Source organism: Amycolatopsis palatopharyngis, assembly GCF_003385185.1.
GTDB classification, from domain to species: Bacteria; Actinomycetota; Actinomycetes; order Mycobacteriales; family Pseudonocardiaceae; genus Amycolatopsis; species Amycolatopsis palatopharyngis.
This window is the reverse complement of sequence record NZ_PQHZ01000007.1, coordinates 13,617-37,688: the sequence shown is the minus strand read 5'-3', so window position 1 is coordinate 37,688 and position 24,072 is coordinate 13,617. Positions and strand designations below refer to the sequence as shown.

Genomic DNA, 24,072 nt, shown 5'->3' with positions numbered 1-24,072 from the left:
GTGTGGATCGCCGGTGTGAGCCGGTGAGTCCGTACGAGACGAACCGCGAGGAGCGCCCGATGTACCCCAAGGCCCACGTCGGCGATCAGCCCGCAGGCCAGGTCCCCGCCCAGCCGTCGTTCCCGGCTCTGGAGCGGGATGTGCTGGCCTACTGGGAGTCCGACCGGACCTTCACCGCCAGCGTCGAAGCCCGTTCGGCAGGCGAGAACGGCTCGAATGAGTCGGCGCGAAGCTCGGTTGAGGGGGGTGGTGGGCGACGGGAGGGCGAATATGTGTTCTATGACGGCCCGCCTTTCGCCAACGGCCTGCCGCACTACGGCCACCTGCTCACCGGGTACGTCAAGGACATCGTGCCGCGCTACCAGACCATGAAGGGCAAGCGCGTCGAGCGTCGCTTCGGCTGGGACACCCACGGCCTGCCCGCCGAGCTGGAGGCCATGCGGCAGCTGGGGATCACCGAGAAGTCCGAGATCGACGAGATGGGTGTCGCGGTCTTCAACGACGCCTGCCGCGATTCGGTGCTGCGCTACACGAACGAATGGCAGGAGTACGTGACCCGGCAGGCGCGCTGGGTTGACTTCGACAACGACTACAAGACGCTCGACGCCAGCTACATGGAGTCGGTCATCTGGGCGTTCAAGCAGCTGTGGGACTCCGGACTCGTCTACGAGGGCTACCGGGTGCTGCCCTACTGCTGGCGCGACGAGACACCGCTGTCCAACCATGAGCTGCGGATGGACGACGACGTCTACCAGAGCAGGCAGGATCCCGCGGTCACCATCGGCTATCGCGTAGCGGGCAACGACTCGGAGCTGGACGGGGCCTATCTGCTGATCTGGACGACCACCCCATGGACCGTCCCGTCCAACCTCGCGACGGCGGTTCATCCCGAGGTCGACTACGTGGTGGTCGAGTCCGATGGCAAGCGTTTCCTGCTCGCGGAGGCCCGGGTGGGCGCCTATGCCAAGGAACTGGGGGAGGAACCTCCGGTCGTGGCCCGCTACACCGGTAATGATCTGCTCGGCACCAGGTACGAGCCACCGTTCCCGTACTTCGTCGGCCGGGAGAACGCACACCGGGTACTGGCCGCGGACTACGTCACCACCGAGGACGGCACGGGGATCGTGCACATCGCCCCCGCCTACGGTGAGGAGGACAAGGTCGTCACCGATGCCGCGGGCATCGAGCCGGTCACTCCGGTGGACGCGCAGGGCCGGTTCACCGCGGAGGTTCCGGACTACGCCGGGCAGCAGGTGTTCGACGCGAATCCGAACATCATCAAGGATCTGAAGAACGGCACCGGATCCGCCGGGCAACAGGGTGCGGTGCTGTTGCGGCACGAGACCTACGAGCACCCGTACCCGCACTGCTGGCGCTGCCGCAACCCGCTGATCTACCGGGCGGTCTCGTCGTGGTTCGTCGCCGTCACGGAGTTCAAGGACCGGATGGTCGAGCTGAACCAGCAGATCACCTGGTACCCGGAACACGTCAAGGACGGGCAGTTCGGCAAGTGGCTGGAGAACGCCCGTGATTGGTCGATCTCGCGCAACCGCTACTGGGGCACCCCGATCCCGGTGTGGATCTCCGACGATCCGGCCTACCCCCGCACTGACGTCTACGGTTCCCTGGACGAGCTGGAGCGGGACTTCGGTGTCCGGCCGGACGATCTGCACCGGCCGTTCATCGACGAGCTGACCAGGCCGAACCCGGACGATCCGACCGGGGAGTCGACCATGCGGCGGGTGCCGGAGGTGCTCGACGTCTGGTTCGACTCCGGTTCGATGCCCTACGCCCAGGTGCACTACCCGTTCGAGAACGCCGACTGGTTCGAGCACCACTACCCCGGCGATTTCATCGTCGAGTACATCGGGCAGACCCGAGGGTGGTTCTACACCCTGCACGTGCTCGCCACGGCGCTGTTCGATCGTCCCGCGTTCCGCAACTGCGTGTCCCACGGCATCGTGCTCGGCTCCGACGGGCAGAAGATGTCCAAATCACTGCGCAACTATCCGGACGTCAACGAGGTGTTCGACCGCGACGGCTCGGACGCCATGCGCTGGTATCTGATGGCGAGCCCGATCCTGCGCGGCGGGAATCTGGTCGTCACCGAGAAGGGCATCAGGGACGCCGTCCGCCAGGCGGTGCTGCCGCTGTGGAACTCGTACTACTTCCTCGCGCTCTACGCCAACGCCGAAGGCACGGAGGGCAGGTCGCGAACCGATTCACCGCACGTGCTCGACCGCTACATCCTGGCCAAGACCCACCAGCTGGTCACCGACGTCGAGTATGCGCTGGACACCTATGACGTCGCGGGTGCCTGCGCAATGGCGCGGGATTTCCTGGAGGTCCTCACCAACTGGTACGTACGGCGCTCCCGTGACCGGTTCTGGGCTGGTGATCGGGACGCGATCGACACCCTGCACACGGTGCTCGAGGTGACCTGCCGTGTGCTGGCCCCGCTGCTGCCGTTGACCACGGAGGCGGTCTGGCGTGGTCTCACCGGTGGTCGTTCGGTGCACCTGTGCGACTGGCCCGGCACGGGCGAACTGCTCGCCGACGCCGCACTGGTGACGGCCATGGACCGGGTTCGTCAGGTCTGCTCTTCGGCACTCTCGCTGCGCAAGGCGAACAAACTGCGGGTCCGCCTGCCGCTGTCGCGGCTGCTGGTCGCTGCCGACGGCATGGAGTCACTGCGGGAGTTCACCGACATCATCCGCGACGAGGTCAACGTGAAGTCGGTCGAGCTCACCACCGACGTCGCCGCGCACGGTGGGTTCGAGGTGGCGGTGAACGCCCGCGCGGCGGGCCCGCGCCTCGGCAAGGACGTGCAGAAGGTGATCAAGGCGGTCAAGGCGGGAGACTGGAGCACCACGTCCACCGGTGCCGTGGTGGCGGCCGGGATCGAGCTTGCCGAGGGCGAGTACGAGCGCAAGCTGGTCGCCAAGGACTCCGGGGCGGCGGCGGAACTGCCGGGTGGGTCCGGCCTGGTGCTGCTGGACACCGAGGTGACCCCCGAACTCGCCGCCGAAGGTATGGCGCGTGACCTGGTCCGGGTCGTGCAGCAGGCCCGGCGGGACGCGGGCCTCGACGTCGCCGATCGCATCACCCTGACCGTCGACGCACCCGAGGAGGTCGTCGTGGCGGCGCGGACGCACGAGGAGTTCATCGCGGGGGAGACCCTGGCGCAGGAGGTCGGATACGCCCCGGCCCCCGACGGTTCGGCCGGCACGGTCGGCGAGGGCGTGAAGGTCACGGTGGCCGTCGCCAGGCGCTGAGGTCACGAAACCGTTCCGGCACGGTCGCCTTTTCGCATGTTGTCACTCGAAACGGTGACAGGTTGACACTCTGAGGTCGCTGGCTATGCGATCCGGGGGAGTGTTCTTGCGCGACCGCACCAAACGAGGGGTACTGATCGGGGCGGCGACGGCGATGGTTGCCGTCGTCGCCACCGGTGTCGTGGTGCTGTGGAGTGGATCAGGATCCGCGGACCGCGAGAACGACGGTCAGGCGTCGGACGGCCCGGAGGCAGCCGCGGTGGCCCGCGACTACCTGCTGGCGTTCAGCGGCGCGCGGCCCGGGAGCGCCGCGGCCCTGACCGACGACCCCACGGCCGCCAAAGCCACGATCCTGGCCGTCCATGGCGACCTCGAGGCGGACGATGTTGTCACCTATCTGGGGTCGGTGACCACGGAACCCGACGGGCAGGAGGCAACCGGCAACGTTTCGGTGAAATGGACGCTCGGAACGGATCGGGAGTGGACGTACGAGACGCCGATCGGGCTGGTGCGGACCGACGACGGCTGGCGGGTCCACTGGGATCCGTCGTTGATCCACCCGAGCCTCGGCGAAGGGGAGAGCCTGCGGCTGCGTACCCGCGACGGCACTCCCGCCGTGCTGGACCGCACCGGTGAGACCCTGCTGACCTGGCGCGACGACGCGGTCGTCCCCGCGGAGGGGGTGACCGCGGATGTGCTCACTCCAGCGATGGCGAGGACGGCCGAGGAGCAGTCCGGTAGTGGGCAGTGGTCGGTCACCAAGGTCGGTGCCGACGACACCGAGCTCGAGCGGCTGGCAGGCGGCGGATCGGAGCAGGACGCGAAGCCGCTGACCGCCACGGTGAGCCTGGCCGCGCGCACGGCGGCACAGCGCGCGGTCGACAGCGTGGAGCTGCCCACCATGCTGGTCGCGCTCGAACCAGGCAGCGGCGACATCCTCGCGGTCGCGCAGAACGCCGAGGCGGGTGCACAGCCCAACGCTCTCACCGGCCTCTACCCGCCGGGATCGACGTTCAAGATCGCCACCGCTGTCGCGGCGCTGAACGAGGGGGACGTCTCCGCAGACACCGTGCTGGACTGCCCCGGCACCGCGACCATCGGTACGAGGACGATCCCGAATGACGGCGAGTTCGCACTCGGCCGCGTACCCCTGCACACCGCGTTCGCGAAGTCCTGCAACACCACCTTCGGCGCGCTGGCCGCGAAACTGCCCGCGGACGGGCTCTCCCGCGCGGCCGGGCAGCTCGGGCTCAACGCCGACTTCGACATCCCGGGGATCAGCACCGAACTGGGGCGTGCCGATCCGGCCGAGGACCCGGTACTCCGGCTGGAGGAGGGCATCGGCCAGGGCGAGCTGCAGGCCAGCCCGTTCGGGCTCGCGGTGATGGTGGCGACGGTGGCAGGTGGCGAGGCCGTGACGCCCGAGCTGTGGCGGGACCTGGAAACGACGGTCAACAGCGGGTACGAAGCCCCGTCCGAGACCGTTCTAGCTCCGGTGCGGGGCATGATGCGGGAGGTCGTCACCGACGGCACCGCCACCGCGCTGAGCGGGCGCGGGACCGTGCTCGGCAAGACCGGCACCGCTCAGTTCAGCGACGGTAGTCAGGCCCACGGCTGGTTCGCCGGCTACCGCGAGGACGTGGCGTTCGCCGTCCTTACCCCGGGGGCCGGCACATCCGATCCCGCGGTCGCGGTCAGTGGGCGGTTTCTGGACGGGCTGTAGCAGCTCTCCTCGCCCTGCGGAGGATGTCCGCGGGCAGCGCATCCGCGGGGAGGAGCCGGGGCAACAGTTCCCTTTCGGTGGTGATGGCCCGGAACGTCAGCCCGATGGTGATGTCGTGTCCGGGGGTGTGCACCACCGTGATCGGGTCGCCGGCGCCGACCGGGCCGGGAGTGAGGACTCGCAGGTAGGCGCCAGGGCGGGCACGTGCGGTGAACTTCCTGACCCAACCGGGTACATCGAGCACGCCCGCGAAGGTCCGGCACGGCACACGCGGACTCGAGACCTCCAGCAGCAGTCGCTCCCCGACCTGCCAGCGCTGCCCAACGGGCGCGGCCGTGAGGTCGAGTCCCGACGTGGTGAGGTTCTCGCCGAACGATCCATATCCCAATCGCCTGCCGAGCTCCGCCGACCAGTCCGCCAGGTCTTCCTCGGCGTACGCGTAGACAGCCTGATCGTCACCGCCGTGATGGCGGAGATCGCATACGTCGTCACCGCTCAGTCCACTGCCACCGGTGCCCCTCGGACCGGGGGAGCGAACTTCGACAGGCCCGGTTACCGGACGCTTGCCGATACCGGTCACGCCGGTACGCGCGTCCTTAGCCGGCTCGGCTTTGCCAAGATTGACCGACAGTACGCGACCCATGTGGCGACGTTAGCGCAGTGCTTCCGCATGCGGCCAATGCGTTTCCGTGCACACCGGATAGCGTGAGTAGCGTGGATCACACCTTCCGATTCGCCGTGCGCGTCAAACCGGGCGCGAAGCGGGATGTCGTCGGCGGCCGGTGGGACGGGGTGTTCGGGCCCGCCCTCGTCGTGAGTGTGCAGGCACCCGCGGTCGGCGGCAGGGCGAACGAGGCGTTGCGCAAGACACTCGCGAAGGCGTTGTCGGTTCGTGTGCGGGATCTCGTTGTGGTGCAAGGAGAACGCGGCCGGGACAAGCTCATCGAGGTGGTGGACGCACCGCCGGGCACGGCGCGGAAGATCGAGTCTCTATCCTGGTAGCTCAAGGGCAGCGGGGACGGGAGGCACGATGGACGATCTCCCGGTAATTCTGGGCGCGGGCGCAGGCGTGATCCTGCTCGCGGTCCTCGCCGTCCGGGTGTCGATCCGATTAGGACTTCCGTCACTGCTGCTCTACCTCGGGATCGGGGTATTGCTGGGGGAGAGCGGCCTCGGTATCGAGTTCGAGGACGCGACCCTCACCCAGGCACTCGGCCTCGCGGCCCTGGTGATGATCCTGATCGAAGGTGGACTGACGACCCGTTGGTCCATGGTGAGACCCGCGCTGGGGCCGGGAATCGCTTTGTCCACAGTGGCCGTCGGGTTGAGCATCGCCATCACCGGTGTCGCATTGCACTATCTGCTCGGTCTGGACTGGCGGACGGCGCTGCTCTGGGGTGGGGTGCTGGCCTCCACCGATGCCGCCGCTGTGTTCTCGGTCCTGCGTGGGGTGGGCGTCAGCAAACGCCTCGCCGGAGCGGTGGAACTCGAGTCGGGACTCAACGACGCTCCGGCCTATATCGCCGTTGTGGTCATCGCGACCGGCGTCACCGTCGATTGGACGCTGCCACTTCTGGTCGTGTACCAGCTCGTCGCAGGCGCGCTGACGGGACTTGTGTTCGGCTGGGTCGGCGCCCGCGCGCTACGGCAGGCGGCCTTGCCCGCGACCGGGCTCTATCCGCTGGCGACGGTGGCCATGTGTGTGGTCGCGTATTCCTCGGGCCAGCTCATCGGCGCGTCCGGGCTGCTCGCCACCTACGTGGCCGGGGTGGTCCTCGGCAACTCGCGGCTGCCGCACCGGTCGGACACGCTGTCCTTCGCCGAGGGGGTCGGTTGGCTGGCGCAGATCGGGCTGTTCGTACTTCTCGGCCTTTTCGCCTCCCCCGAGCGCCTGTTGCAGGCCATCGTGCCCGGGCTTGTGGCCGGTGCGGTGGTGTTGCTGCTCGCCAGGCCGATCGCGGTGCTGCTGTCCACCCTGCCGTTCAAAGTGCCCTGGCGGGAGCAGTTGTTCCTGTCCTGGGCGGGGCTTCGGGGTGCGGTGCCGATCGTGCTCGCCACGATTCCGCTGGCCGAGGGCCTGCCGGGGGCGCAGCGCCTGGTGGACGCGGTGTTCGTCGTGGTGGTCGTGCTGACCTTGCTGCAGGGTGCCACGCTGAGTCCGGTCGCGCGGCTGCTCGGCCTCTCCGGGGAGAGTGAACCACGCGAGATCCAGGTGGACTCGGCGCCGTTGGACGAGCTGTCCGCCGTGCTCCTGCAGGTACGCATCCAGAACGGTTCCCAGCTGCATGGCGTTTACCTGCGTGAACTGCGACTGCCGGTGGGCGCCACGGTCAGCCTGATCGTGCGGGACGGGAAGAGCTTCACCCCCGGGCCCGACAGCCGACTGCAACGTCTTGACCAGTTGCTGGTGGTGACCACGGAGGAGGCGAGGTCCGTGGCCGAACGGCGGCTGCGAGCCGTGGACCGGGCGGGCAGGCTCGCCCGCTGGCGGGGCGAGTCCGGCAAGTAGCACCCCCTCGCACTTTCCCGGGAAAGTGCGAGGGGTCGACGCGTGCGGGGATGGATCCGCTACGACGGCTGACGCGGGAAGCGGCAGGTCGCGAGGGAGTCGTCTCAGTACGTGGAAGTGTCAGCGGCGGCAGTGCCACCTCGGCTAACGTCTTCGGCAGGTCACGAGTGCCAGCGTCAAGCCCCGGCTTGCTGGCCGGCAACCCTCCTTCCGCGGTGGGGTGCCCCGGGTGAGGACCTGGCCTGTCACGAGGTGTGGCGGGCAAGCGCGGGCCCTCGCCGGGTCCGGTTGACCCGAGGAGACGCCATGACCCTGGCACTCGATCGTCCCAGCACCCGCACGACCGCGCCGGCCGCCGCGCCCGCCGTGACCGGCTCTGCCCTGCGAGTCCCGTTGGTGAGCGGCGAGTCCACGACCTACGCCAACCTCGACCACGCGGCCAGCGCACCCTGCCTCGAGCGGGTCCGCGATGCCGTGGAGGAGTTCCTGCCCTGGTATGCAAGTGTCCACCGGGGTGCGGGCTTCGCGTCCCAGGTGTCCACGAAGATCTACGAACGCACGAGGAACGTGCTTCGCCAGTTCGTCGACGCCCGTTCCGGCGACACGGTGATCTTCACCCGGAACACCACCGACGCGCTGAACCTCCTGGCTCGTTGCCTGCCCCGCGATACCGCCGTGGTCCAGTTCGACACCGAGCACCATGCCGCACTGCTGCCGTGGCGCGGCCCGTACGTCAAGCACATCGAGACCCCGCGCAGCCGGGCAGCGGCGGTGGCCGCAGTGGACGCCGCGCTCGCGGGCTGCCCGACAGGGCCCCGGCTGCTGGTCGTCACCGGTGCCTCCAACGTCACCGGCGAGCTGTTCCCCGTCGCCGAACTCGCCGCGGTCGCACGCCGCCACGGGGCCCGGATCGCTGTCGACGCGGCCCAGCTGGCCCCACATCGCAAGGTCTCGATCCGGGAACTGGACGTGGACTACGTCGCGCTGTCCGGGCACAAGCTCTACGCGCCCTTCGGTGCGGGCGCCCTCGTCGGCAGGACGGACTGGCTGCGCGCCGCTCCGCCCTACCTCGCGGGCGGCGGCGCCAGCAAACTCGTGACCAGCGACGGGACCAGGGCGAACGCCGTGTGGAACACCGGGCCCGAGCGCCACGAGGGCGGATCTCCCAACACGGTCGGGGTGTACGCCCTCGGCGTGGCCTGCGCCGAGTTGCGGCGGCACCGGGACGAGGTGTTCGCTCACGAATCCGCTCTGCTGGACCGGCTCCGCGGCGGGCTGGCCGCCGTACCCGGCCTCGCCGAGCTGCGGCTGTTCGACGGTGACGCCGACCCGCAGGCGGTCGGCACCGTCAGTTTCGTGCTGGCGGGGATCGACTCCGGCTGGCTGGCGGCCGTACTGTCCGCCGAGTACGGAATCGGGGTCCGGGACGGCGCGTTCTGCGCACACGTCGCCACCCGCAGGCTGATCGATCGCACCGGGGCCGACGCGGCTCAGGCGGTGCGCGTGAGTATCGGCCTCGGTACCACCGCCGAACACGTGGACCGGTTGGTGCTCGCACTGCGCCAGGTCGTCGCCCGTGGTGCGCGATGGGACTACGCACGCCAGGACGGGCGCTGGGCGCCGACTCCCGATCCCCGCGCTCTACCCGATTTCCTGGAGGGCTGGGGCGAGGACATCCCCCGCGGCTAGAGCCACGCCCCGCGTGAGCGGGGTCTGAATTCGGGATCCAGCGATGGTGTTCCGCGGCTTGCTCGCGGCCCCGCAGCGGCCTGCGCGGCCCGCCGCTGCGGCCTCTTGACCACGGGAGTGGACAATGGGCAGGTGAGCACCGAGCCCGAGCCGAGAGCCGAGACCGATCCGGAGCAGTCCGGGCACGAACCCTCAGCGGGCGAACCGCTGCCCAAGCGCCGCCTCGCGGTGGTCGCGGTCGTCGCGGCCATCGCCTTCGCGTTCGACCTCGTCACCAAGATCATCGCGACCGCCACGCTCGAAGGGCGGGAGCCGGTGGAGGTGCTCGGCGGCCTGGTGTACTTCCAGCTGATCCGCAACCCGGGCGCCGCGTTCTCGATGGCGACCGGCATGACCTGGCTGCTGGCGCTCGCCGCGATAGCCGTCGTCATCGCGATCATCTGGCTCGCCAGGAGGCTGCGTTCGGTGGGCTGGGCCATCGGCCTCGGGTTGGTGCTGGCGGGTGCGCTGGGTAACCTCGCCGATCGGATCTTCCGCGCTCCCGGGCCATTGCAGGGCCATGTCGTGGACTTCGTCTCCGTGTTCGCCCCGAACGGCGACGTCTGGCCGATCTTCAACGTCGCGGACTCGGCGATCTGCGTGGGCGCCGTACTGATCGTGCTGTTGTCCTTGTTCGGCAAGGACTACGACGGCACGTCGACGCGGAAGCCGGCCCGGCAGGGGAAAACAACGGCCGAACGCGACGCCACAGAGGACGACTCATGAGCTCGCGGATGTTGCCGGTGCCCGACGGGCTGGACGGGATGCGCGTCGACGCCGGGCTGGCGAAACTGCTCGGCCTCTCCCGTACCGCGGTCGCCGACCTCGCCGAATCCGGAGCGGTACTGCTGGACGGGCAGGCGGCCGGCAAGTCGGACCGGCTCTCCGCGGGCGGGCTGCTGGAGGTCACTCTGCCCGAGCCGCAGCGGGAGATCGAGGTCGTCGCCGAGCCGGTGGACGGTCTGCGAATTCTGCACACCGATGACGACATCGTGGTGGTCGACAAGCCGGTGGGGGTGGCCGTTCATCCCAGCCCAGGCTGGACCGGGCCGACGGTGATCGGTGGCCTCGCGGCCAGCGGACTGCGTATCTCCACCTCGGGTGCGGCCGAGCGGCAGGGAGTCGTGCACCGGCTGGACGCCGGTACCACCGGTGTCATGGTCGTGGCCAAAAGCGAGCACGCCTACACGGTGCTGAAGCGGGCGTTCAAGGAACGCACCGTGGACAAGGGCTACCACGCTCTGGTGCAGGGTCACCCTGATCCCACGAGGGGCACCATCGACGCACCCATCGACCGGCATCCGCGGCACGACTACAAGTTCGCGGTGGTCGCGGGAGGCAGGGCGAGCATCACCCACTACGAGGTGATGGAGGCATTCCGGGCGGCTTCGCTCGTGCAGGTCAAACTGGAGACGGGCCGGACTCACCAGATCAGGGTGCATTTCTCCGCGTTGCGGCATCCGTGTGTCGGTGACCTGACCTACGGCGCCGACCCGGCGCTGGCCAGCAAGCTCCGGCTGGCCAGGCAGTGGCTGCACGCGCGCTCGCTGGCGTTCGCCCACCCGGCCGACGGGCGGCGGGTGGAGTTCACCAGTGAGTATCCGGCCGATCTCGCGGAGGCGCTGGAGACGTTGCGCTCCGAGAACTGACCGTCGCGGGTCCGGCGGTACTCGGAGTCAGCCCTCGACCGACCACAGGCGGCTGCGCTCGTCGGGCTCCGGACGCGGGCTCCAGCGCACCGCTGTCACACGGGTCGCTTCGGGCAGCACGTAGACCGTGTGGCCGCCGGTCGTCTCGCCGGGGCGTACACCGATGCGATGTGGCGGGCGCGACGACAACGACACCGGCGCCTTGGTGATCGTCCCGCCCTCGGCGCTGAGCAGTTCCAGGTAGTTGTCCGGCAACGAGGCGAACGCGACGTCGCCACGGTTGGTGATCTCGGTGTGCACGACGATGGCACGTTCACCCTGTCGAAGCCGGTAGCCCGCGGCTTCGAAGAGGTAGTCCGCTGGATCCTGCACCTCGAGCAACTGGACCGCGAGCCGTTCGCCATCGAGGCCCTGGGTCTCCAGCACATCGCCCGGCCTGCCGGTGGCGGGAGTGGGAGGCGCGGCCGGTGCGGGCGGCTGGTCCCCGCGGGCCCAGGACGCGGTCTGCGGCGGGCCCCAGGTGTTCAGCACGGGGTCCGGCGGTGGCGGTGGGGCAGGCGCGGTGGCGATGGGACGGCTCGGGGGAGCCACGGCCGGTGGATGCGCGGCGGGAGGCTGCGGCGGGGCAGGCGGCCGGTATCCGCCGCTCGGCGCGCCGTACGCAGGGGCGATCTGGTACTGACCGCTGGGAGTACCTTGTGCCGGGTATGGTCCTGACCCGCCGCCATGGGGTGGCTGCGGCTGATGCGCGTGGGGTGGTTGCTGACCGCCCTGCGGGCCGGGCACGGGCGCGCCGGCCAGCGCCGCACGCAGCCCCTGGGGATCGCTCTCGACACCGACCAGTAGCGGCAGCCCGCTCGCCGACAGATTGACGAGCCGGTACGCGACCTCGCGCGGATCCATCCCGACCCTTGCCGCCAGCTCGTGCACGGCGACCTTGCCGACGTCGGCCAGCGCGGCCAGCAGGCGGGCGTCGGCAGGATCAGTCACAGGCACAGCCCGAGCGTAGCCGCACCAGAAAGGTGGGTCGCCGCGGGCGAGGTGCGGTGCGGGCGCGCCGCGGGCGAGGTGCGGTGCGCCGCGGGTGCGCCGCCGGCGTAGTCGCACTTTCCCGGGAAAGTGCGGCCGGAGGTAGGTGACCCCGGCGGGGTTGTGGATCTAGTCTCGGATAGCCGGGACCATCGACTACTGGGGGATCCGATGTCCGACGCCCGCCTGCTGGTCGCGCTGGTCGACGAACTCGTCATGGGCAGAGGTTTCGACATCAGGGGTTTTCACGACGTCGTACTCGGCTCAGGGGAAACTGCCCCTGCCGGTGTTGTCCCGCGTGGTCGGACGGTGGTCCGAGAGCAAGCGAATGACCGAACGAAAGGTGTGAGCGAGTGAACGAGGTCGACCGGCTGGCGGACGAGTTCCTGGACGTACAGTTCGCCGCGAATCCGCTGATTCCTTCGTTACTCGGGCTTCCGGGTGATCACGGACGGCTCGCGGACCATACCGCCGTCGGCGCCGCCCGGTACCGGGCGGCGTATCTCGACCTCGCCTCCCGGGCCGCGAACATCGACATGACGACTGGTGACCATGAGCGGTCGGTGACGCGTGACGTCGTGATTCAGCAGGCCCGCGCCGCGGTCGACCTGATCGACGCGGGCCTGGTGGAGTTCGCGGTGAGTGACGGTCTGTCCGCTCCTGTGCAACAGCTGCTGATCGAGCTTCCGGTGGTGACGCTCAGCGATGAGGAGCGGGTGAAAGGTTTCCTCGCCAGGCTGTCCGCCGTCGGCGAGTACACCGACGCGGTGATCGAACGCCAGCGGTCGGCCGCGGGGAAGGGCTTGTTGCCCGCGGACTTCCTCGTCGATGCCGGGATCGCTTACATGGATCGGTACCTCGGCGACCCCGAGGGTGATCCGCTCCGGCTGGAACCCGAAATCGAGGTCCCCGGCTTCGCCGCCGAGCGGGATCGGCTGCTCGACGAGGTGGTCCGGCCCGCGTTCCGGCGGTACCGCGACTTCCTGGCCGGCGAACTCAGGCCGAACGCGCAATCCGCCGAACGGCCGGGGCTGTGCTGGCTTCCGGATGGCGAAGCCAAGTACGCGGCCCTGATCCGCGCCCACACCACCACCGAGCGCTCTGCCCAGGACCTGCACGACACTGGGCTGGAGCTGATCGAGCGACTCGGCAGGGAGTACCGGGAGATCGGTGGCCGGGAGTTCGGCACAACGGATCTGAACGAGATCTTCGCGCGCCTTCGCACGGACCCCGCCCTGCGGTGGCGGGACGGCGACGAACTGCTGGATGCGGCCCGGGCGGCGATCACCAGGGCCGAAGTTCTGGCGCCAGAGTGGTTTTCGACGATCCCGGCCCAGTCCTGCGAGGTTCGCCCGGTACCGGAGACCGAGGCCGACGATGGCACCATCGCCTACTACTTCCCGCCCGCGCTCGACGGTTCCCGGCCCGGTACGTACTTCGCCAACACCTATCAGGCGCACGAGCGCTTCCGGCACACCAGTGAGGCCATCGCCTTCCATGAAGCCGTGCCAGGGCACCACTTCCAGCTCAGTACGGCGCTGGAACTGACGGAACTGCCGTTGCTACGCAGAATCGCCGACGTCAACTCCTACATCGAGGGCTGGGGGCTCTACTCGGAACGGCTCGCCGACGAGATGGGCCTGTACAGCGACGACATCGCCAGGTTCGGCATGCTGACCCAGGATTCGATGCGGGCGGCGCGCCTGGTGGTGGACACGGGACTGCACGCACTCGGCTGGAGCAGGCAGCAGGCGGTCGACTACCTCACCGCCAACGCACCGATGGCGGCTGTGGAGATCGAGGCCGAAGTGGACAGATACGCGGCGAACCCGGGGCAGGCGCTGTCGTACATGGTGGGCAGGCTGGAGATCCAGCGGATGCGCGCGGAAGCGGAGGTGGCGCTCGGCGATCGGTTCGACATCCGCGGGTTCCACGACGTCGTCCTCGGCGGGGGAAATCTGCCGTTGTCCGTATTGGACGGTGTAGTGACCAGCTGGGTGGCCGGACAGGGCTGATAACGAGTGGGTGCGGGATTGGCCGAAGGTCAGGTGGTGCCGGTCAGCCTGGCGAACACGATCAGCTCGTTGACGTGTTCGCCGGGCAGCGAGTCGAATCTCGCGCCGCCGGTCACGAGCCGTAGTTCCGGAGTGTCGCCGGTCGCCGCGGTGCCTGCCGCTCGTGCCTGTCCACCGGTGGCATCGGGATGGCTCTCGACCCGGTACACCGTGAACTCGGCCGAGCTGCCGTCCTGTCGTGTCACGTTCACGATGTCGCCCGGCGAGAGTTCGGCCAGTTGGTAGAACGCGCCTCGTTCATGGGCGAATCGGATGTGTCCGGCGAGTACGCAGACCCCACGCTCGCCGGGCGTTTTGCTCTGGGTGAACCAGCCGACGGTTCCGGCGTTACCGGGCACCTCCATCGCGCCGTAGGAGGTCTGTCCGAGTTCGATGACGCTGTCCAGGCCGAGTCCGATGGCCGGGATCGAGAGCGAGCGCGGCGCCGAGGGGTCCAGTGCGTCCACGGCGTCCGGCGTCTGGCCTGCCGTGACCGTTGTGGATCGCTGGCCGGCCTGCTTCGCCGTTGCCTGGGCCGCTCCGGCGGCGACGCTCGAGGCGTTGCCCTTGGTCGCGGAGTTGGCGAGGATGAGGCCGACTCCCGCCAGGACACCGGCCAGCGTCACCACCACCGCACCGGCAGCGGCTGTGAGGCGGAGGAACTCTCTGCGTCGGTTATCACCCACTCGATTCACCACCTGTCGTCGATGGTTGGCGGAACGGAACCTGGAACAGACATCCTGAGCCCCCTCGTCCTACTAACAGTGCTGGTCAGGCCTGCGGCTCGCACTCGGAACCACGAATGGCCGATACCTACAGATCGCCGCAAAAGGGACATAGTGTTACGACGATCCGAAGGTACTTGGTATATTCACCCATTTGGGTTATCGGAATGTTACCTCTTGCCGCCGCCCCTGGCGGCGCGCTCGCGTTTCGGTGCCCCGGCCCCGGGGAACCCTGATCTCCCGGATGACTAGGTATGGAGGTGCGACACGGTGCTGCGTGTGGATCAGGCGGCTGAGTCGATGGTGGGTGTCCTCGACGTGGGGGCCTTCAGTGCTCGGTTGGTCGTGGTTCCACGAGGCGGGACTCCCTTGGAGCCCGCGCTGACGCACAAGACGCGCCTGCGCCTCGACCGGGCGTTGGACTCCTCGGGCAGGCTGGGCCCGGAGGGTGTCCGTGCTGTTGTCGACGGCGTCCGGAACGCGAACAAGGTCGCCGAAGCACACGATGTGCGTGACGTGTTCTCGTTCGCCACTTCGTCCATTCGCGACGCCCGCAACTCGCGTGAGGTGCTGGCCACCGTGCGCGCCGCGACCGGGACACAACTGCGCACCTTCTCGGGGACGCGCGAGGCGGAACTGTCCTATCTCGCCGCTCGCCGTTGGTACGGCGCGGCGGCCGGCCCGCTGTTGGTGCTCGACATCGGCGGTGGGACGGTCGAACTCGCCGCGGGTACCGGGGAACGGGCCGCGTTCGCCAGATCGCTGAAGCTCGGCGCACGGGAGATGACCAGGACCTGGCTCGACACCGAGCGGCCTTCGGAGAAGCGGCTGGCTGCCCTGCGGGAGTACGCCCTCGAACGAGTGCGGGACGCCCTCGGTGAGGACGAGAAACTGTTGCGGGGATACCGCACCGTCGGCTGCTCAAAGGTGTTGCGGCAACTGGCACGGCTGGCGGGGGCGCGGCCGCAACGCGAGGCTCCGATGAGTGCGCGGGACCTGCATCTGGACGAGCTGCGCAGGCAGATTCCGCGGCTCGCGATGTTGCCTCCCGACCGCAGGGCCGAGCTGCCGGGAATCTCGCGTAGCCGAGCGCAGCAGGCCGTCGCGGGAGCCGTAGTGGCGGAGGCACTGCTGACCGTTTTCGGCGGTCCTGCCGCGATCTGCCCGTGGTCGACAACGCACGGATTGTTGCTGGCGTTGATGGAGCAGGCGGATTTCAGCTCGTCCACGAGTGGCTGGGCGGCGTGAGTTCGCGCTGAGGAGGGTATGCGAGAGCCATGTACCCGCATAGCGAGCGAGGCCGTCGTGACGGCCAGGACGCCGATGGCCGCGAGGACAGCGAGGACGTCGTGCCCACCGTGCCCAGCTCGGACATACCTCCTGCTCCGGGGCGGGACACCGGCATCGGCGGTACCGAGGATGTCGGCGGACCGCCGAACACCGGCGGACCGCCGAACACCGGCGAGATCGGTCCGCCAGGTAAGCGCGGGCGCACTCGTGGGGTGACGAACACCGACGATGGCGAGGAACCGGTGCCGGAACCGCCCGACTGACCGCTCCTGGTGGCTCAGTCGTGCGGAACACCGCCTGCCTGCCTTCGCGTCGGTTCCAGTCCCGGCGGTTGCGCGGGCCTGGGAAGCTGATCCTGCGGGGGAATCGTGGCCACCGCGTCCTCACCGTCGAGGATCAGCGGGGCCCCGTAGTGACTCAGTTTCAGCGGTGGACCGGACAGTAGCCGGTACACGGCCTCGGAGCGTCCGATCTGGACGGAGAACCGGCTGTCCCGCACACACATCCGGAAGGTTATGCCGGTCAGTTCGTTCGGTAACCGGGGGGCGAACGTGAGTTCGCCCCCGTGGTCACGCATACCGCCGAATCCGGCGACGGCCGCGAGCCAGGCGCCGGCGAGCGACGCCATATGCAGGCCGTTGCGCACGTTGTCGTGCAGATCGTGCAGATCGGTCAGCGCGGCTTCGGCTAGATAGTCGTAAGCCAGGTCCGAATGTCCGACCTCGGCTGCCAGCACCGCCTGCGTACCGGCGGACAGGGAGGAGTCACGGACAGTCCGTGCCTCGTAGTAGGCGAAGTTTCGCCGCTTCTGCTCGGCGTCGAACGAGTTTCCGCAGGTGTGCATGGCGAGAACGAGGTCGGCCTGCTTGATCACCTGCTTGCGATAGAGGTCGAAATAGGGATAGTTCAGCATCAGCGGGTAGTGGTCGGCCGGAGTGCCGGCGAAGTCCCATTCGGCGTGACTGGTGAAGGATTCCGACTGCGGATGCACCCCGAGCAGGTCGTCATACGGCATGCACATCGCGTCGGCGGCCGCCCGCCAGCGGCCGATTTCCTCGGCCGTCACGTCGAACTGGGCCGCGACCTCCGGATATCGCTCGCAGGTCGCGCTCGCCGTGCGTAGATTCCGCTGAGCCATCAGGTTGGTGTAGACATTGTTGTCGGAGATGGCCGAGTACTCGTCGGGACCGGTGACACCGTCGATGCGAAATCCGCCGTGCGCGTCATGGTGGCCGAGGGACTCCCACAGCCGCGCGGTTTCCAGCAGCAACTCGGCGCCGATCTCCCGTTCGAAGTCCGTGTCGCCCGTAGCGTTCACGTAGCGCACGACGGCGTCCGCGACCGCGGCGTTCACGTGAAAGGCAGCGGTTCCCGCTGGCCAGTACGCCGAACACTCGGATCCGCTGATTGAGCGCCACGGGAACGCTGTGCCGCGCAGTCCCAGTTGCCGAGCCCTGTCCCGCGCTTCGTCTATTGTGGAATGCCGCCAGCGCAACGCATCCCTCGCTGCCTCGGGCATGGTGTAGGTCAGGACAGGCAGGACGAACATCTCGCTGTCCCAGAACGCGTGACCGTCATAGCCGGGACCGGTCAGTCCCTTGCCCGGGATGGCCCGGCTCTCACCCCGTGCCGAGGCTTGCAGGATGTGGAACAGCGCGAACCTGACGGCCTGCTGTAGTTCCGGATCGCCGTCGATCTCCACGTCGGCGGATGCCCAGAACCGGTCGAGGAACGAACGCTGCTCCTCGAGTAGTCCATCCCAGCCGGTTTGCATGGCCCCGGCGAGTGCGGCGTCCACCTGGGCGCGCACCGCGGGCGCGGAACGCTGCGCCGACCAGCCGTAGCCGAGGAACTTCGTCAGGCGCAGCCGTTCGCCGAGCGGCACGTCCACGGCGACGGTCAGCCTGGCGAGATCGGCCTCGACGGAGATCTGTGTACGCATGCCATCCGGCGCCTCGATCTCGTGGTCCATGGCGGCCGCCATTTTCAGCCCGGACGACCGGGTGTGGTGGACCAGTACCGCCCGCAGGTCCTCCGCGGCGGAGAACTCGGACACCAGCGGGGACTCCAGTGCGGCGGCGACCCTGGGATCGCCTGCCTCGGACTCGATCGGTTCGTTGGCCAGCAGATCCGACTGCACCACGAGTTGCACATCGTCGTCGAGTGGCTCGACCTCGTAGCGGATCGCCGCCACCGCGCGCTGGGTGAACGACACCAGGCGTTCGGTGTGTACCCGGACACGGCGTCCGGTCGGGGAGGTCCATTCCGTGGTGCGGCGCAATGTTCCCGACCGGAAGTCCAGCACCCGTTCGTGCGCTTCGGCGCTGCCGTAGCGCATGTCCAGTGGCTCATCCTGCACGAGCAGCCGGATGATCTTTCCGTCGGTGACGTTGACGACCGTCTCGCCCGCCTCGGGATAGCCGTACCCGGCCTCGGCGTACGGGAGTTCGTGCTTTTCGTGGAATCCGTTGAGATAGCTGCCCGGCAGGCCGCTCGGCTCCCCCTCATCGAGGCTGCCGCGCAGTCCGATGTGGCCGTTGGACAGCGCGAAGGTCGATTCGGTCCGGTGCAACTGGCTGAGGTCGAGCCCGCGCCAGCGCAGTTCCCACGGTGCGGTCTCGTAGTTGCGCCTTCGGTCGCTCATCCTCACTCCTCCAGCAGTTCGGCGAGGTCGTCCACGACGATGTCGGCTCCCTCGTCCCGCAGGGCATCGGCCTGGCCGGCCCGGTTGACCCCGACGACGTAACCGAACGCACCGTCCTTTCCGGCTCGTACCCCGGCGAGCGCGTCCTCGAACACGGCGGCGTTCCCGGGCTCGACCCCGAGCGCTCGCGCGCCTGCCAGAAACGAGTCAGGGGCGGGTTTGCCGCGCAGGCCATCCTCGCGGATCGTCAGCCCGTCGACGCGGGCGTCGACGAACTCGGCCAGCCCCGCGTGCTCCAGCACCGTCTCGCCGTTGGCCGAAGAGGTGACCACGCCGATGGCGAGTCCCGCCGTCCTGACCGCGCGCAGGTAGCGCACGGAGCCGGGGAAGGCGTCCACCCCGCGTTCGGAGATCACCCGCATCAGCAGGGTGTTCTTGCGATTGCCGACACCGTTCACGGTATTGGCCTCTGGCGAATCCTCCGGCGTGCCCTCTTCGAGTTCGATACCACGGGAGGCGAGGAATTCACGTACGCCGTCGGCGCGCGGCCTGCCGTCCACATACGAGGCGTAGTCCTGCACGGTGAACTCGCGGAAATCGGCGCCGTCGCGATCGGTGAGGAACGCGTCGAACGTTTGTTTCCACGCCTCACGGTGCAGGGCTGCCGTGGAGGTCAGTACCCCGTCGAGATCGAAGAGACACGCCGTGATGTTTCCTGGCAAGCCGATCATGTCTCGTCACGCTAGTGGGCTACCCCTTCCCGCGCCATGCGCGCGGTACGCCGCCGTGCGCACCACCCCGGATCGGGCCCGCGGCGGCCGGTAAGCTCCGCCCATGTATGCCAGCGAATACACGTCGGCACTGCGGCGCGACGGCGCGATGATGGCCGGCGCGGCAGGAGGAGCCCTCGACCGGGACGTACCGGCCTGCCCGGGGTGGACGGTGGGTGACCTCGTCTGGCACACCGGGGAGGTGCATTTCTTCTGGCGGCAGATCGCCTCCGGCGCGCTTGCCGGGCCGGAGAAGTACACCGAGCCCGACCGTCCCGCCGACGAGGAGCTGCTCGACTGGTTCAACTACGGGGTCGCGAACACGGCCGCGACGCTGGAACGGCTGAGCCCGGAACAGCCGGTGTGGACGTGGGCGCCGTCCCGTCAGGACGCTGGTTTCGTCCAGCGCCGCATGGCGCAGGAGACGGCCGTGCACTGCTGGGACATTCTGTCCGCCACCGGTGGGTCCCGGCCGCTCGACCGGGAACTCGCGGTGGACGGCATCGACGAGTTCCTCGACCATTTCCTGCCCGCGCAGGCGCCCGAGGATCTGTCCGGTGGAGTGCACCTGCATGCCACCGACGGTCCGGGGGAGTGGCTGATCCGGGCCGACGCGGGTGTGTGGGTGATCGACAGGGCGCATGCGAAGGGGGCGGTCGCGGTTCGCGGTACCGCGTCCGACCTGCTGCTCCTGCTCTGGCGCCGGTTGCGGCCGGCCGCGGTCGAGATTCTCGGCGACGAGGACGTGTGCACGTCCTTTCTCGGCCTGGCAGCTCTCGACTGAGGTTCGCCGGTCAGTTCGCCTTTCCGTAGGCATCGAGCAGGAGCCGCACGTGCTCGGCGGCGAGTTCCAGTGGCTGGGTCGAGCGGCGTACGCGGCTCAACAGCAGCGCGCCCTCGATGCTGTTCATGATCGACAATGCCAGCTCGGCCGCCACGTCGTCCGCATATCCGCTTTCGCCGAGCAGGGAGGCCAGCAGTGCGTGCCAGTCGGCGAACGCCCGTTCGCAGGCGGCGGTGAGCTCAGCCGATCGCCCGGTCATCTCCAGGGTGATCGTCGCGAGCGGACAGCCACTGCGGAACTCGTCCCTGACCAGTACCTGTCCTGCCTTGCCGAACCACCAGCGCACGGCTTCGGCCGGGGACTCCTCGCGTTCGAACGCCCGCCGCACGGTTCGGCGTACGACGGCGGAACCGAGCTCGACCGCCGCCACTCCCAGCTCCTCCTTACCGCCAGGGAAATGGTGGTATGCCGAGCCCCACGGCGTACCGGCCTCCTCGACGAGTCGCCGCCAGGACGTGGCCGGGTAACCCTCGGTGCGAAACAGCCGCAGGGCGGTGATGATCATTTTGTCGCGAGTGGCGGTCCCGGTCACGAAGGCGATTCTAACCGCTTGACTAGGACGACCGTCCTAGTGATAGTTATCCGCTAGGACGGTCGTCCTGGCCGGGCCGTCGGGAAGCGGGTGTGTCGTGCCGATCGAACGAGCCACGCGGGATACGGATGGAGACACCGGTGACCGCGTCCAGCACCCACCCGGTCATCGGCGCACGTCCCCCGGCCTCGCCGCGACGGCCAGGCGTTTGTGGATTCTGCTGGAGACGGTGCACGACGTCACCTACTTCACCCCACAGGCCCGTAGCGCGCATGAACAGGTGGGACTGCGCGGCTTCTGGCGCGGTTACGTAGCGATGCGAGCCGCACCCCTTGGCCCCGTCGGACTCGCGCCGGTCACCGCGATCTTCTACAACTTCGCGCCCACGTTCCTGGCCCGCTCACTGCCCGGGGTCTGGCGGATGGCGAGTCCGGCCAAGGCACTGCTCGCACGATCAGCGGGAGCGGTCGCCGCGCTCGAGGCGCACCTTCCCGGTGTCCGGGACGAGCCCCTGCTCGGTGCCGCGGTCGCGGTGTTGCGCAGGATCGTCGAAGAGCTGGACTGGGCGGGGCGGCCACTGGGAGCCGCCAACGCGGCGTTGCCATGGCCGAGCGACCCGCTGGCCGCGCTGTGGCACGGCGCGACCGTCCTGAGGGAGCACCGAGGGGACGGTCATGTGGCGATTCTCGCCGCCGAAGGGCTCGACGGACTCCAGGCGCACGTGCTGCGCGACGCCGAGGACGGCAGCAGGGCGATCATCGAGCCGAGCCGGGGCTGGACCGACCACGAGTGGGCGGCCGCGGCCGAGCGCCTGGCGTCCCGGGATCTGCTCGGCAGTCCAGGTGAGCTGACCGCGAAAGGGGTGGCGCTTCGTGAACACATCGAGCGGCGCACCGACGAGTTGGCCGCCGCGCCGTACGCCGCCGTCAGCGACGCATCACTGACGCTGCTGGCCGATCTCCTGAACCCGATAGCCCGCAGGCTGATTCCCGGTGCGATTCCGTTCCCCAATCCGGTCGGTGCGCCCCTGCCGTAGCCGGGGGGCCACGGTCGTCGACCGAGTGGGGCCGCCTCAGCCCGTGGACGCTCGTTGGGCCGGAACCTGGCGAGTTCCCTCCTCGGGCGAAAGGCCGAGCGCGGCGAGCAGATCCGCGCAGTCCTGCGCGTCCATCGCGGCCGACGCCACCGCGCGCACCGCGCGATGACGCTGTTCCGGGCCTGGCTCGTCGCTGGCCGGCGCGATCGGGGTGGCGTGCTGGTCACGTGTTCGCATGTGAATCTCCCCAACAGCAGTGTGTTGTCTCTTGTCCTGGTGAGGTCCGTTCTTCGCCAGGACTACCCATTGGGCCAACGAATCACACTGCCCCGGTAGTTCCACAGGATGCGCTCCGTCACTCACACCGCGCACTCATGCCGCACCCGGATGCACCGTTTCCGTCTGTCACCAGCCGGGTACTCCCGGCAGGTACGCATCTTGCGGAAGGAGACTCCAGTGGACACCGACTCACTCATGACGTTCCTGGTGGTGGGCGTGATTCTGGTGGCGGTCGACGGCTTCATCATCTACCGCAGTGGTCGCAGGTACCTCGGCGACGCCTACGGCGATCAGGGAGCCAGTTCCTCGATGAACCGGCTGGTCACCGTGCTGTTCCACCTCGTGGTGCTCGGTGTGCTGGCGCTGCTGTCGGTCGTGGACTTCGGTGGCAACTCGGTGCAGACGGTCGTCGCCAAACTCGGTGTGATGCTGCTCGTGCTGGCGCTCGCGCATGCCATCACCATCGCCGTTCTCACCCGTATCCGCGAGAACCGGGAGATCGAGACGGTCAACGCCCGCAGGAGCGCGGCTGCCGCGCCGCCGTACCACGACCAGACACGGGACTCGTTGGTCCACGACCCCGTGGTGGCTCCGGTCCCCGGCCAGGAGGGGCGTGACCCCCAGGTGAGCCCGGGGATCGAGCGCAGGGAGGACAGGCTCTGAACGAGCCACTCGTGCCCCGCAGCGCGATTGGACCCGCCAGGTAGCGGGTAGGCCGAAGGCGGACCCACAAGCAAGGAGGTCACGATGACTCACACGACCGAGGGCATGCGCCACGACGGTGACGGCCGGCAGCCGAGGGGCGGTTCCGCGCACGCCCTGGCCAGTCATCATCGGTCGACCGAGGTTCGGGGCGTCTCCGAGGAAGCGGATCGCACGGTCGCCCAGTTGGTCACCGACATGTCCGATCAGGTGAGCAGGCTGATCCGGGACGAAATGCGGCTTGCCAGCGAGGAGATGCGCAGCAAGGGCAAGCGCGCGGGACTCGGAGCCGGCCTCGCCGGTGCGGCCGGAGTGATCGCGTTCCTCGGTGGCGCGACGCTCGTCGCCTGTGTCGTGCTCGCACTCGCGCTGGTACTCCCGGCGTGGGCGTCCGCGCTGATCGTGGGTGCGGCACTGCTGGCGGCGGCGAGCATGCTGGCACTGGTGGGCCGCGCCCAGCTCAAGCGGGCGACCCCGCCGGTGCCTCGTGAGGCGATGAGCGGACTCGAGCGGGACGTCGAGACCGTGAAGGAGGGCACGCGCCGATGAGCGAGAAGTCGACGTCGCAGTTTCCGGAGAGTGCCGAGCAGGCCAGGGCCGATCGGGACCTGACCCGGCAGGAGCTCGGTGAGACCGTCGAGCAGCTCAGCCACAAGGCCGACGTACCCGCCAGGGTGCGGGAGCAGACCGGCCGGAGTGCCGAGCAGCTGCGGGAGAAGGTCCCGCAACCGGTCGCGGCAAGGGCGCAGCAGGCGGCCGCGGTGGTCCGGCAGTACCCGCTGCCGGTCGCGGGTGCGGCGATCGGGCTCTCGTTGCTCGCCGTCAAGGGTGCGCGCAGGAAGCGGCACTGATCGGTGGATTCACGGCTGAGCCACGTTCGGAGGTGAGCACATGGCAGCCGAAAGCTCGGTGGACGAGGAACTGTGGGACGAGTTCCACCGCGTGGTGAACATGACCTCGAGGGAGCTGGAGGACTGGTTGCGCACCAGATCCGCCGAGCCGGACGAGGAGACCCTGCCCGACCAGGCGGGTACACCGACGGGCAGGCACGTCCTCGCCATCCTGCGTAAACGCAGGGTCGACCTCGATGACGACGACGTTCGCGTGATGCGCAAGGTCGTGGACCGGATACACGCTCAGCGGCGCGACGACCTGGAGCCGACCGCGGGGCAGACCAACTGGCGGCACCGGCTGATGACCCTCGGCCACGACCCACTGAAGCCCGCGTGAACCGGAACATCACGCCGCGCCTTCTCCTCGCGGGCGCGGCTTCTCGCCGGGCG

Annotated in this window: 24 protein-coding genes and 1 riboswitch; of the genes, 17 read left to right on the top strand and 7 right to left on the bottom strand. The window is 68.9% G+C overall.

Translation table 11 applies throughout. The annotated features are described in order from the left end of the window. The first annotated feature begins 59 nt into the window (after positions 1–59). Positions 60–3,275: an isoleucine--tRNA ligase gene (ileS, locus tag D0C15_RS07260; protein WP_116041912.1), complete on the top strand. Its 3,216-nt coding sequence runs from the start codon at positions 60–62 to the stop codon at positions 3,273–3,275. A 106-nt stretch (positions 3,276–3,381) separates the two neighbouring features. Next, entirely contained in the window at positions 3,382–4,998 is a 1,617-nt protein-coding gene (locus tag D0C15_RS07255; protein ID WP_245975621.1) for a penicillin-binding transpeptidase domain-containing protein, read from the top strand. On the opposite strand, the gene D0C15_RS07250 is transcribed toward D0C15_RS07255, so the two are convergent. Further along, a complete protein-coding gene (locus D0C15_RS07250) occupies positions 4,970–5,641 on the bottom strand; it encodes an MOSC domain-containing protein (RefSeq protein WP_116041907.1) in 672 nt (223 codons plus the stop codon). The two genes, D0C15_RS07255 and D0C15_RS07250, sit on opposite strands and share 29 nt — an antisense overlap. 71 nt (positions 5,642–5,712) lie before the next feature. On the opposite strand from D0C15_RS07250, the gene D0C15_RS07245 reads away from it, so the two are divergent. The 5 genes from D0C15_RS07245 to D0C15_RS07225 all read left to right on the top strand — a co-directional run bounded on the left by D0C15_RS07245 (position 5,713) and on the right by D0C15_RS07225 (position 10,884). After that, positions 5,713–6,000, top strand: coding sequence for a DUF167 domain-containing protein (locus D0C15_RS07245; RefSeq protein WP_245975620.1), 288 nt, complete (start codon positions 5,713–5,715; stop codon positions 5,998–6,000). A gap of 28 nt (positions 6,001–6,028) precedes the next feature. Beyond that, positions 6,029–7,507 (top strand): potassium/proton antiporter, encoded by a 1,479-nt coding sequence (locus D0C15_RS07240; protein WP_116041904.1) that lies wholly within the window; start codon positions 6,029–6,031, stop codon positions 7,505–7,507. Between the two features lie 159 nt (positions 7,508–7,666). Then, positions 7,667–7,781: riboswitch (SAM riboswitch) on the top strand. A 32-nt stretch (positions 7,782–7,813) separates the two neighbouring features. Then, a complete protein-coding gene (locus D0C15_RS07235) occupies positions 7,814–9,196 on the top strand; it encodes an aminotransferase class V-fold PLP-dependent enzyme (RefSeq protein ID WP_116041902.1) in 1,383 nt (460 codons plus the stop codon). Positions 9,197–9,328: 132 nt separating this feature from the next. Next, positions 9,329–9,961, top strand: a complete 633-nt coding sequence (gene lspA / locus D0C15_RS07230) for a signal peptidase II (protein ID WP_116041899.1) — start codon at positions 9,329–9,331, stop codon at positions 9,959–9,961. Continuing rightward, entirely contained in the window at positions 9,958–10,884 is a 927-nt protein-coding gene (locus D0C15_RS07225; protein WP_116041897.1) for an RluA family pseudouridine synthase, read from the top strand. The genes lspA and D0C15_RS07225 overlap by 4 nt, the downstream gene beginning before the upstream one ends. Before the next feature lie 27 nt (positions 10,885–10,911). Here D0C15_RS07225 and D0C15_RS07220 read toward each other — a convergent pair whose 3' ends face one another. Then, complete coding sequence (locus D0C15_RS07220; RefSeq protein WP_116041894.1) at positions 10,912–11,880, bottom strand: AsnC family protein; 969 nt, start codon at positions 11,878–11,880, stop codon at positions 10,912–10,914. Between the two features lie 204 nt (positions 11,881–12,084). On the opposite strand from D0C15_RS07220, the gene D0C15_RS07215 reads away from it, so the two are divergent. Both D0C15_RS07215 and D0C15_RS07210 read left to right on the top strand, forming a co-directional pair. Further along, positions 12,085–12,270 carry a hypothetical protein gene (locus D0C15_RS07215; RefSeq protein WP_116041892.1) on the top strand — a complete coding sequence of 62 codons (186 nt, stop codon included), beginning with the start codon at positions 12,085–12,087 and terminating at the stop codon, positions 12,268–12,270. Beyond that, positions 12,267–13,928, top strand: a complete 1,662-nt coding sequence (locus D0C15_RS07210; RefSeq protein ID WP_116041889.1) for a DUF885 domain-containing protein — start codon at positions 12,267–12,269, stop codon at positions 13,926–13,928. The genes D0C15_RS07215 and D0C15_RS07210 overlap by 4 nt, the downstream gene beginning before the upstream one ends. A gap of 29 nt (positions 13,929–13,957) precedes the next feature. On the opposite strand, the gene D0C15_RS07205 is transcribed toward D0C15_RS07210, so the two are convergent. Continuing rightward, the gene (locus D0C15_RS07205; protein WP_162829932.1) at positions 13,958–14,653 is read right to left on the bottom strand and encodes a sortase domain-containing protein; all 696 of its coding nucleotides are present in this window, start codon (positions 14,651–14,653) and stop codon (positions 13,958–13,960) included. Positions 14,654–14,992: 339 nt separating this feature from the next. Between D0C15_RS07205 and D0C15_RS07200 the strand changes: the two genes are divergently transcribed. Both D0C15_RS07200 and D0C15_RS07195 read left to right on the top strand, forming a co-directional pair. Next, positions 14,993–15,940, top strand: a complete 948-nt coding sequence (locus D0C15_RS07200) for a Ppx/GppA phosphatase family protein (RefSeq protein WP_116042334.1) — start codon at positions 14,993–14,995, stop codon at positions 15,938–15,940. 29 nt (positions 15,941–15,969) lie between these two features. Next, a complete protein-coding gene (locus D0C15_RS07195) occupies positions 15,970–16,245 on the top strand; it encodes a hypothetical protein (protein WP_116041884.1) in 276 nt (91 codons plus the stop codon). A 14-nt stretch (positions 16,246–16,259) separates the two neighbouring features. Here the strand turns inward: D0C15_RS07195 and D0C15_RS07190 are convergent, their stop codons facing one another. Together D0C15_RS07190 and D0C15_RS07185 are read right to left on the bottom strand one after the other, a co-directional pair. Further along, positions 16,260–18,626 (bottom strand): glycoside hydrolase family 65 protein, encoded by a 2,367-nt coding sequence (locus tag D0C15_RS07190; RefSeq protein ID WP_116041882.1) that lies wholly within the window; start codon positions 18,624–18,626, stop codon positions 16,260–16,262. 2 nt (positions 18,627–18,628) lie between these two features. Continuing rightward, on the bottom strand, positions 18,629–19,357 hold the full coding sequence (locus D0C15_RS07185) for an HAD family hydrolase (RefSeq protein WP_116041879.1): 729 nt from the start codon (positions 19,355–19,357) through the stop codon (positions 18,629–18,631). A gap of 103 nt (positions 19,358–19,460) precedes the next feature. Here D0C15_RS07185 and D0C15_RS07180 point away from each other — a divergent pair, with 103 nt between their 5' ends. Beyond that, positions 19,461–20,180: a maleylpyruvate isomerase family mycothiol-dependent enzyme gene (locus tag D0C15_RS07180; RefSeq protein WP_116041877.1), complete on the top strand. Its 720-nt coding sequence runs from the start codon at positions 19,461–19,463 to the stop codon at positions 20,178–20,180. A 10-nt stretch (positions 20,181–20,190) separates the two neighbouring features. On the opposite strand, the gene D0C15_RS07175 is transcribed toward D0C15_RS07180, so the two are convergent. After that, positions 20,191–20,772, bottom strand: coding sequence for a TetR/AcrR family transcriptional regulator (locus tag D0C15_RS07175; RefSeq protein WP_245975619.1), 582 nt, complete (start codon positions 20,770–20,772; stop codon positions 20,191–20,193). A gap of 97 nt (positions 20,773–20,869) precedes the next feature. Here D0C15_RS07175 and D0C15_RS07170 point away from each other — a divergent pair, with 97 nt between their 5' ends. Further along, on the top strand, positions 20,870–21,808 hold the full coding sequence (locus tag D0C15_RS07170; RefSeq protein WP_211323109.1) for an SCO6745 family protein: 939 nt from the start codon (positions 20,870–20,872) through the stop codon (positions 21,806–21,808). 36 nt (positions 21,809–21,844) lie between these two features. On the opposite strand, the gene D0C15_RS07165 is transcribed toward D0C15_RS07170, so the two are convergent. Further along, the gene (locus D0C15_RS07165) at positions 21,845–22,045 is read right to left on the bottom strand and encodes a hypothetical protein (RefSeq protein WP_116041875.1); all 201 of its coding nucleotides are present in this window, start codon (positions 22,043–22,045) and stop codon (positions 21,845–21,847) included. A 219-nt stretch (positions 22,046–22,264) separates the two neighbouring features. Here D0C15_RS07165 and D0C15_RS07160 point away from each other — a divergent pair, with 219 nt between their 5' ends. The 4 genes from D0C15_RS07160 to D0C15_RS07145 all read left to right on the top strand — a co-directional run bounded on the left by D0C15_RS07160 (position 22,265) and on the right by D0C15_RS07145 (position 24,019). Next, positions 22,265–22,750 (top strand): hypothetical protein, encoded by a 486-nt coding sequence (locus tag D0C15_RS07160; RefSeq protein ID WP_116041872.1) that lies wholly within the window; start codon positions 22,265–22,267, stop codon positions 22,748–22,750. A gap of 84 nt (positions 22,751–22,834) precedes the next feature. Next, positions 22,835–23,338, top strand: coding sequence for a phage holin family protein (locus D0C15_RS07155; RefSeq protein ID WP_281270667.1), 504 nt, complete (start codon positions 22,835–22,837; stop codon positions 23,336–23,338). Further along, on the top strand, positions 23,335–23,640 hold the full coding sequence (locus D0C15_RS07150; protein WP_116041871.1) for a DUF3618 domain-containing protein: 306 nt from the start codon (positions 23,335–23,337) through the stop codon (positions 23,638–23,640). Before D0C15_RS07155 ends, D0C15_RS07150 begins: the two co-directional genes overlap by 4 nt. Positions 23,641–23,680: 40 nt before the next feature. Next, on the top strand, positions 23,681–24,019 hold the full coding sequence (locus D0C15_RS07145; RefSeq protein ID WP_116041870.1) for a DUF3140 domain-containing protein: 339 nt from the start codon (positions 23,681–23,683) through the stop codon (positions 24,017–24,019). Positions 24,020–24,072 lie beyond the last annotated feature (53 nt).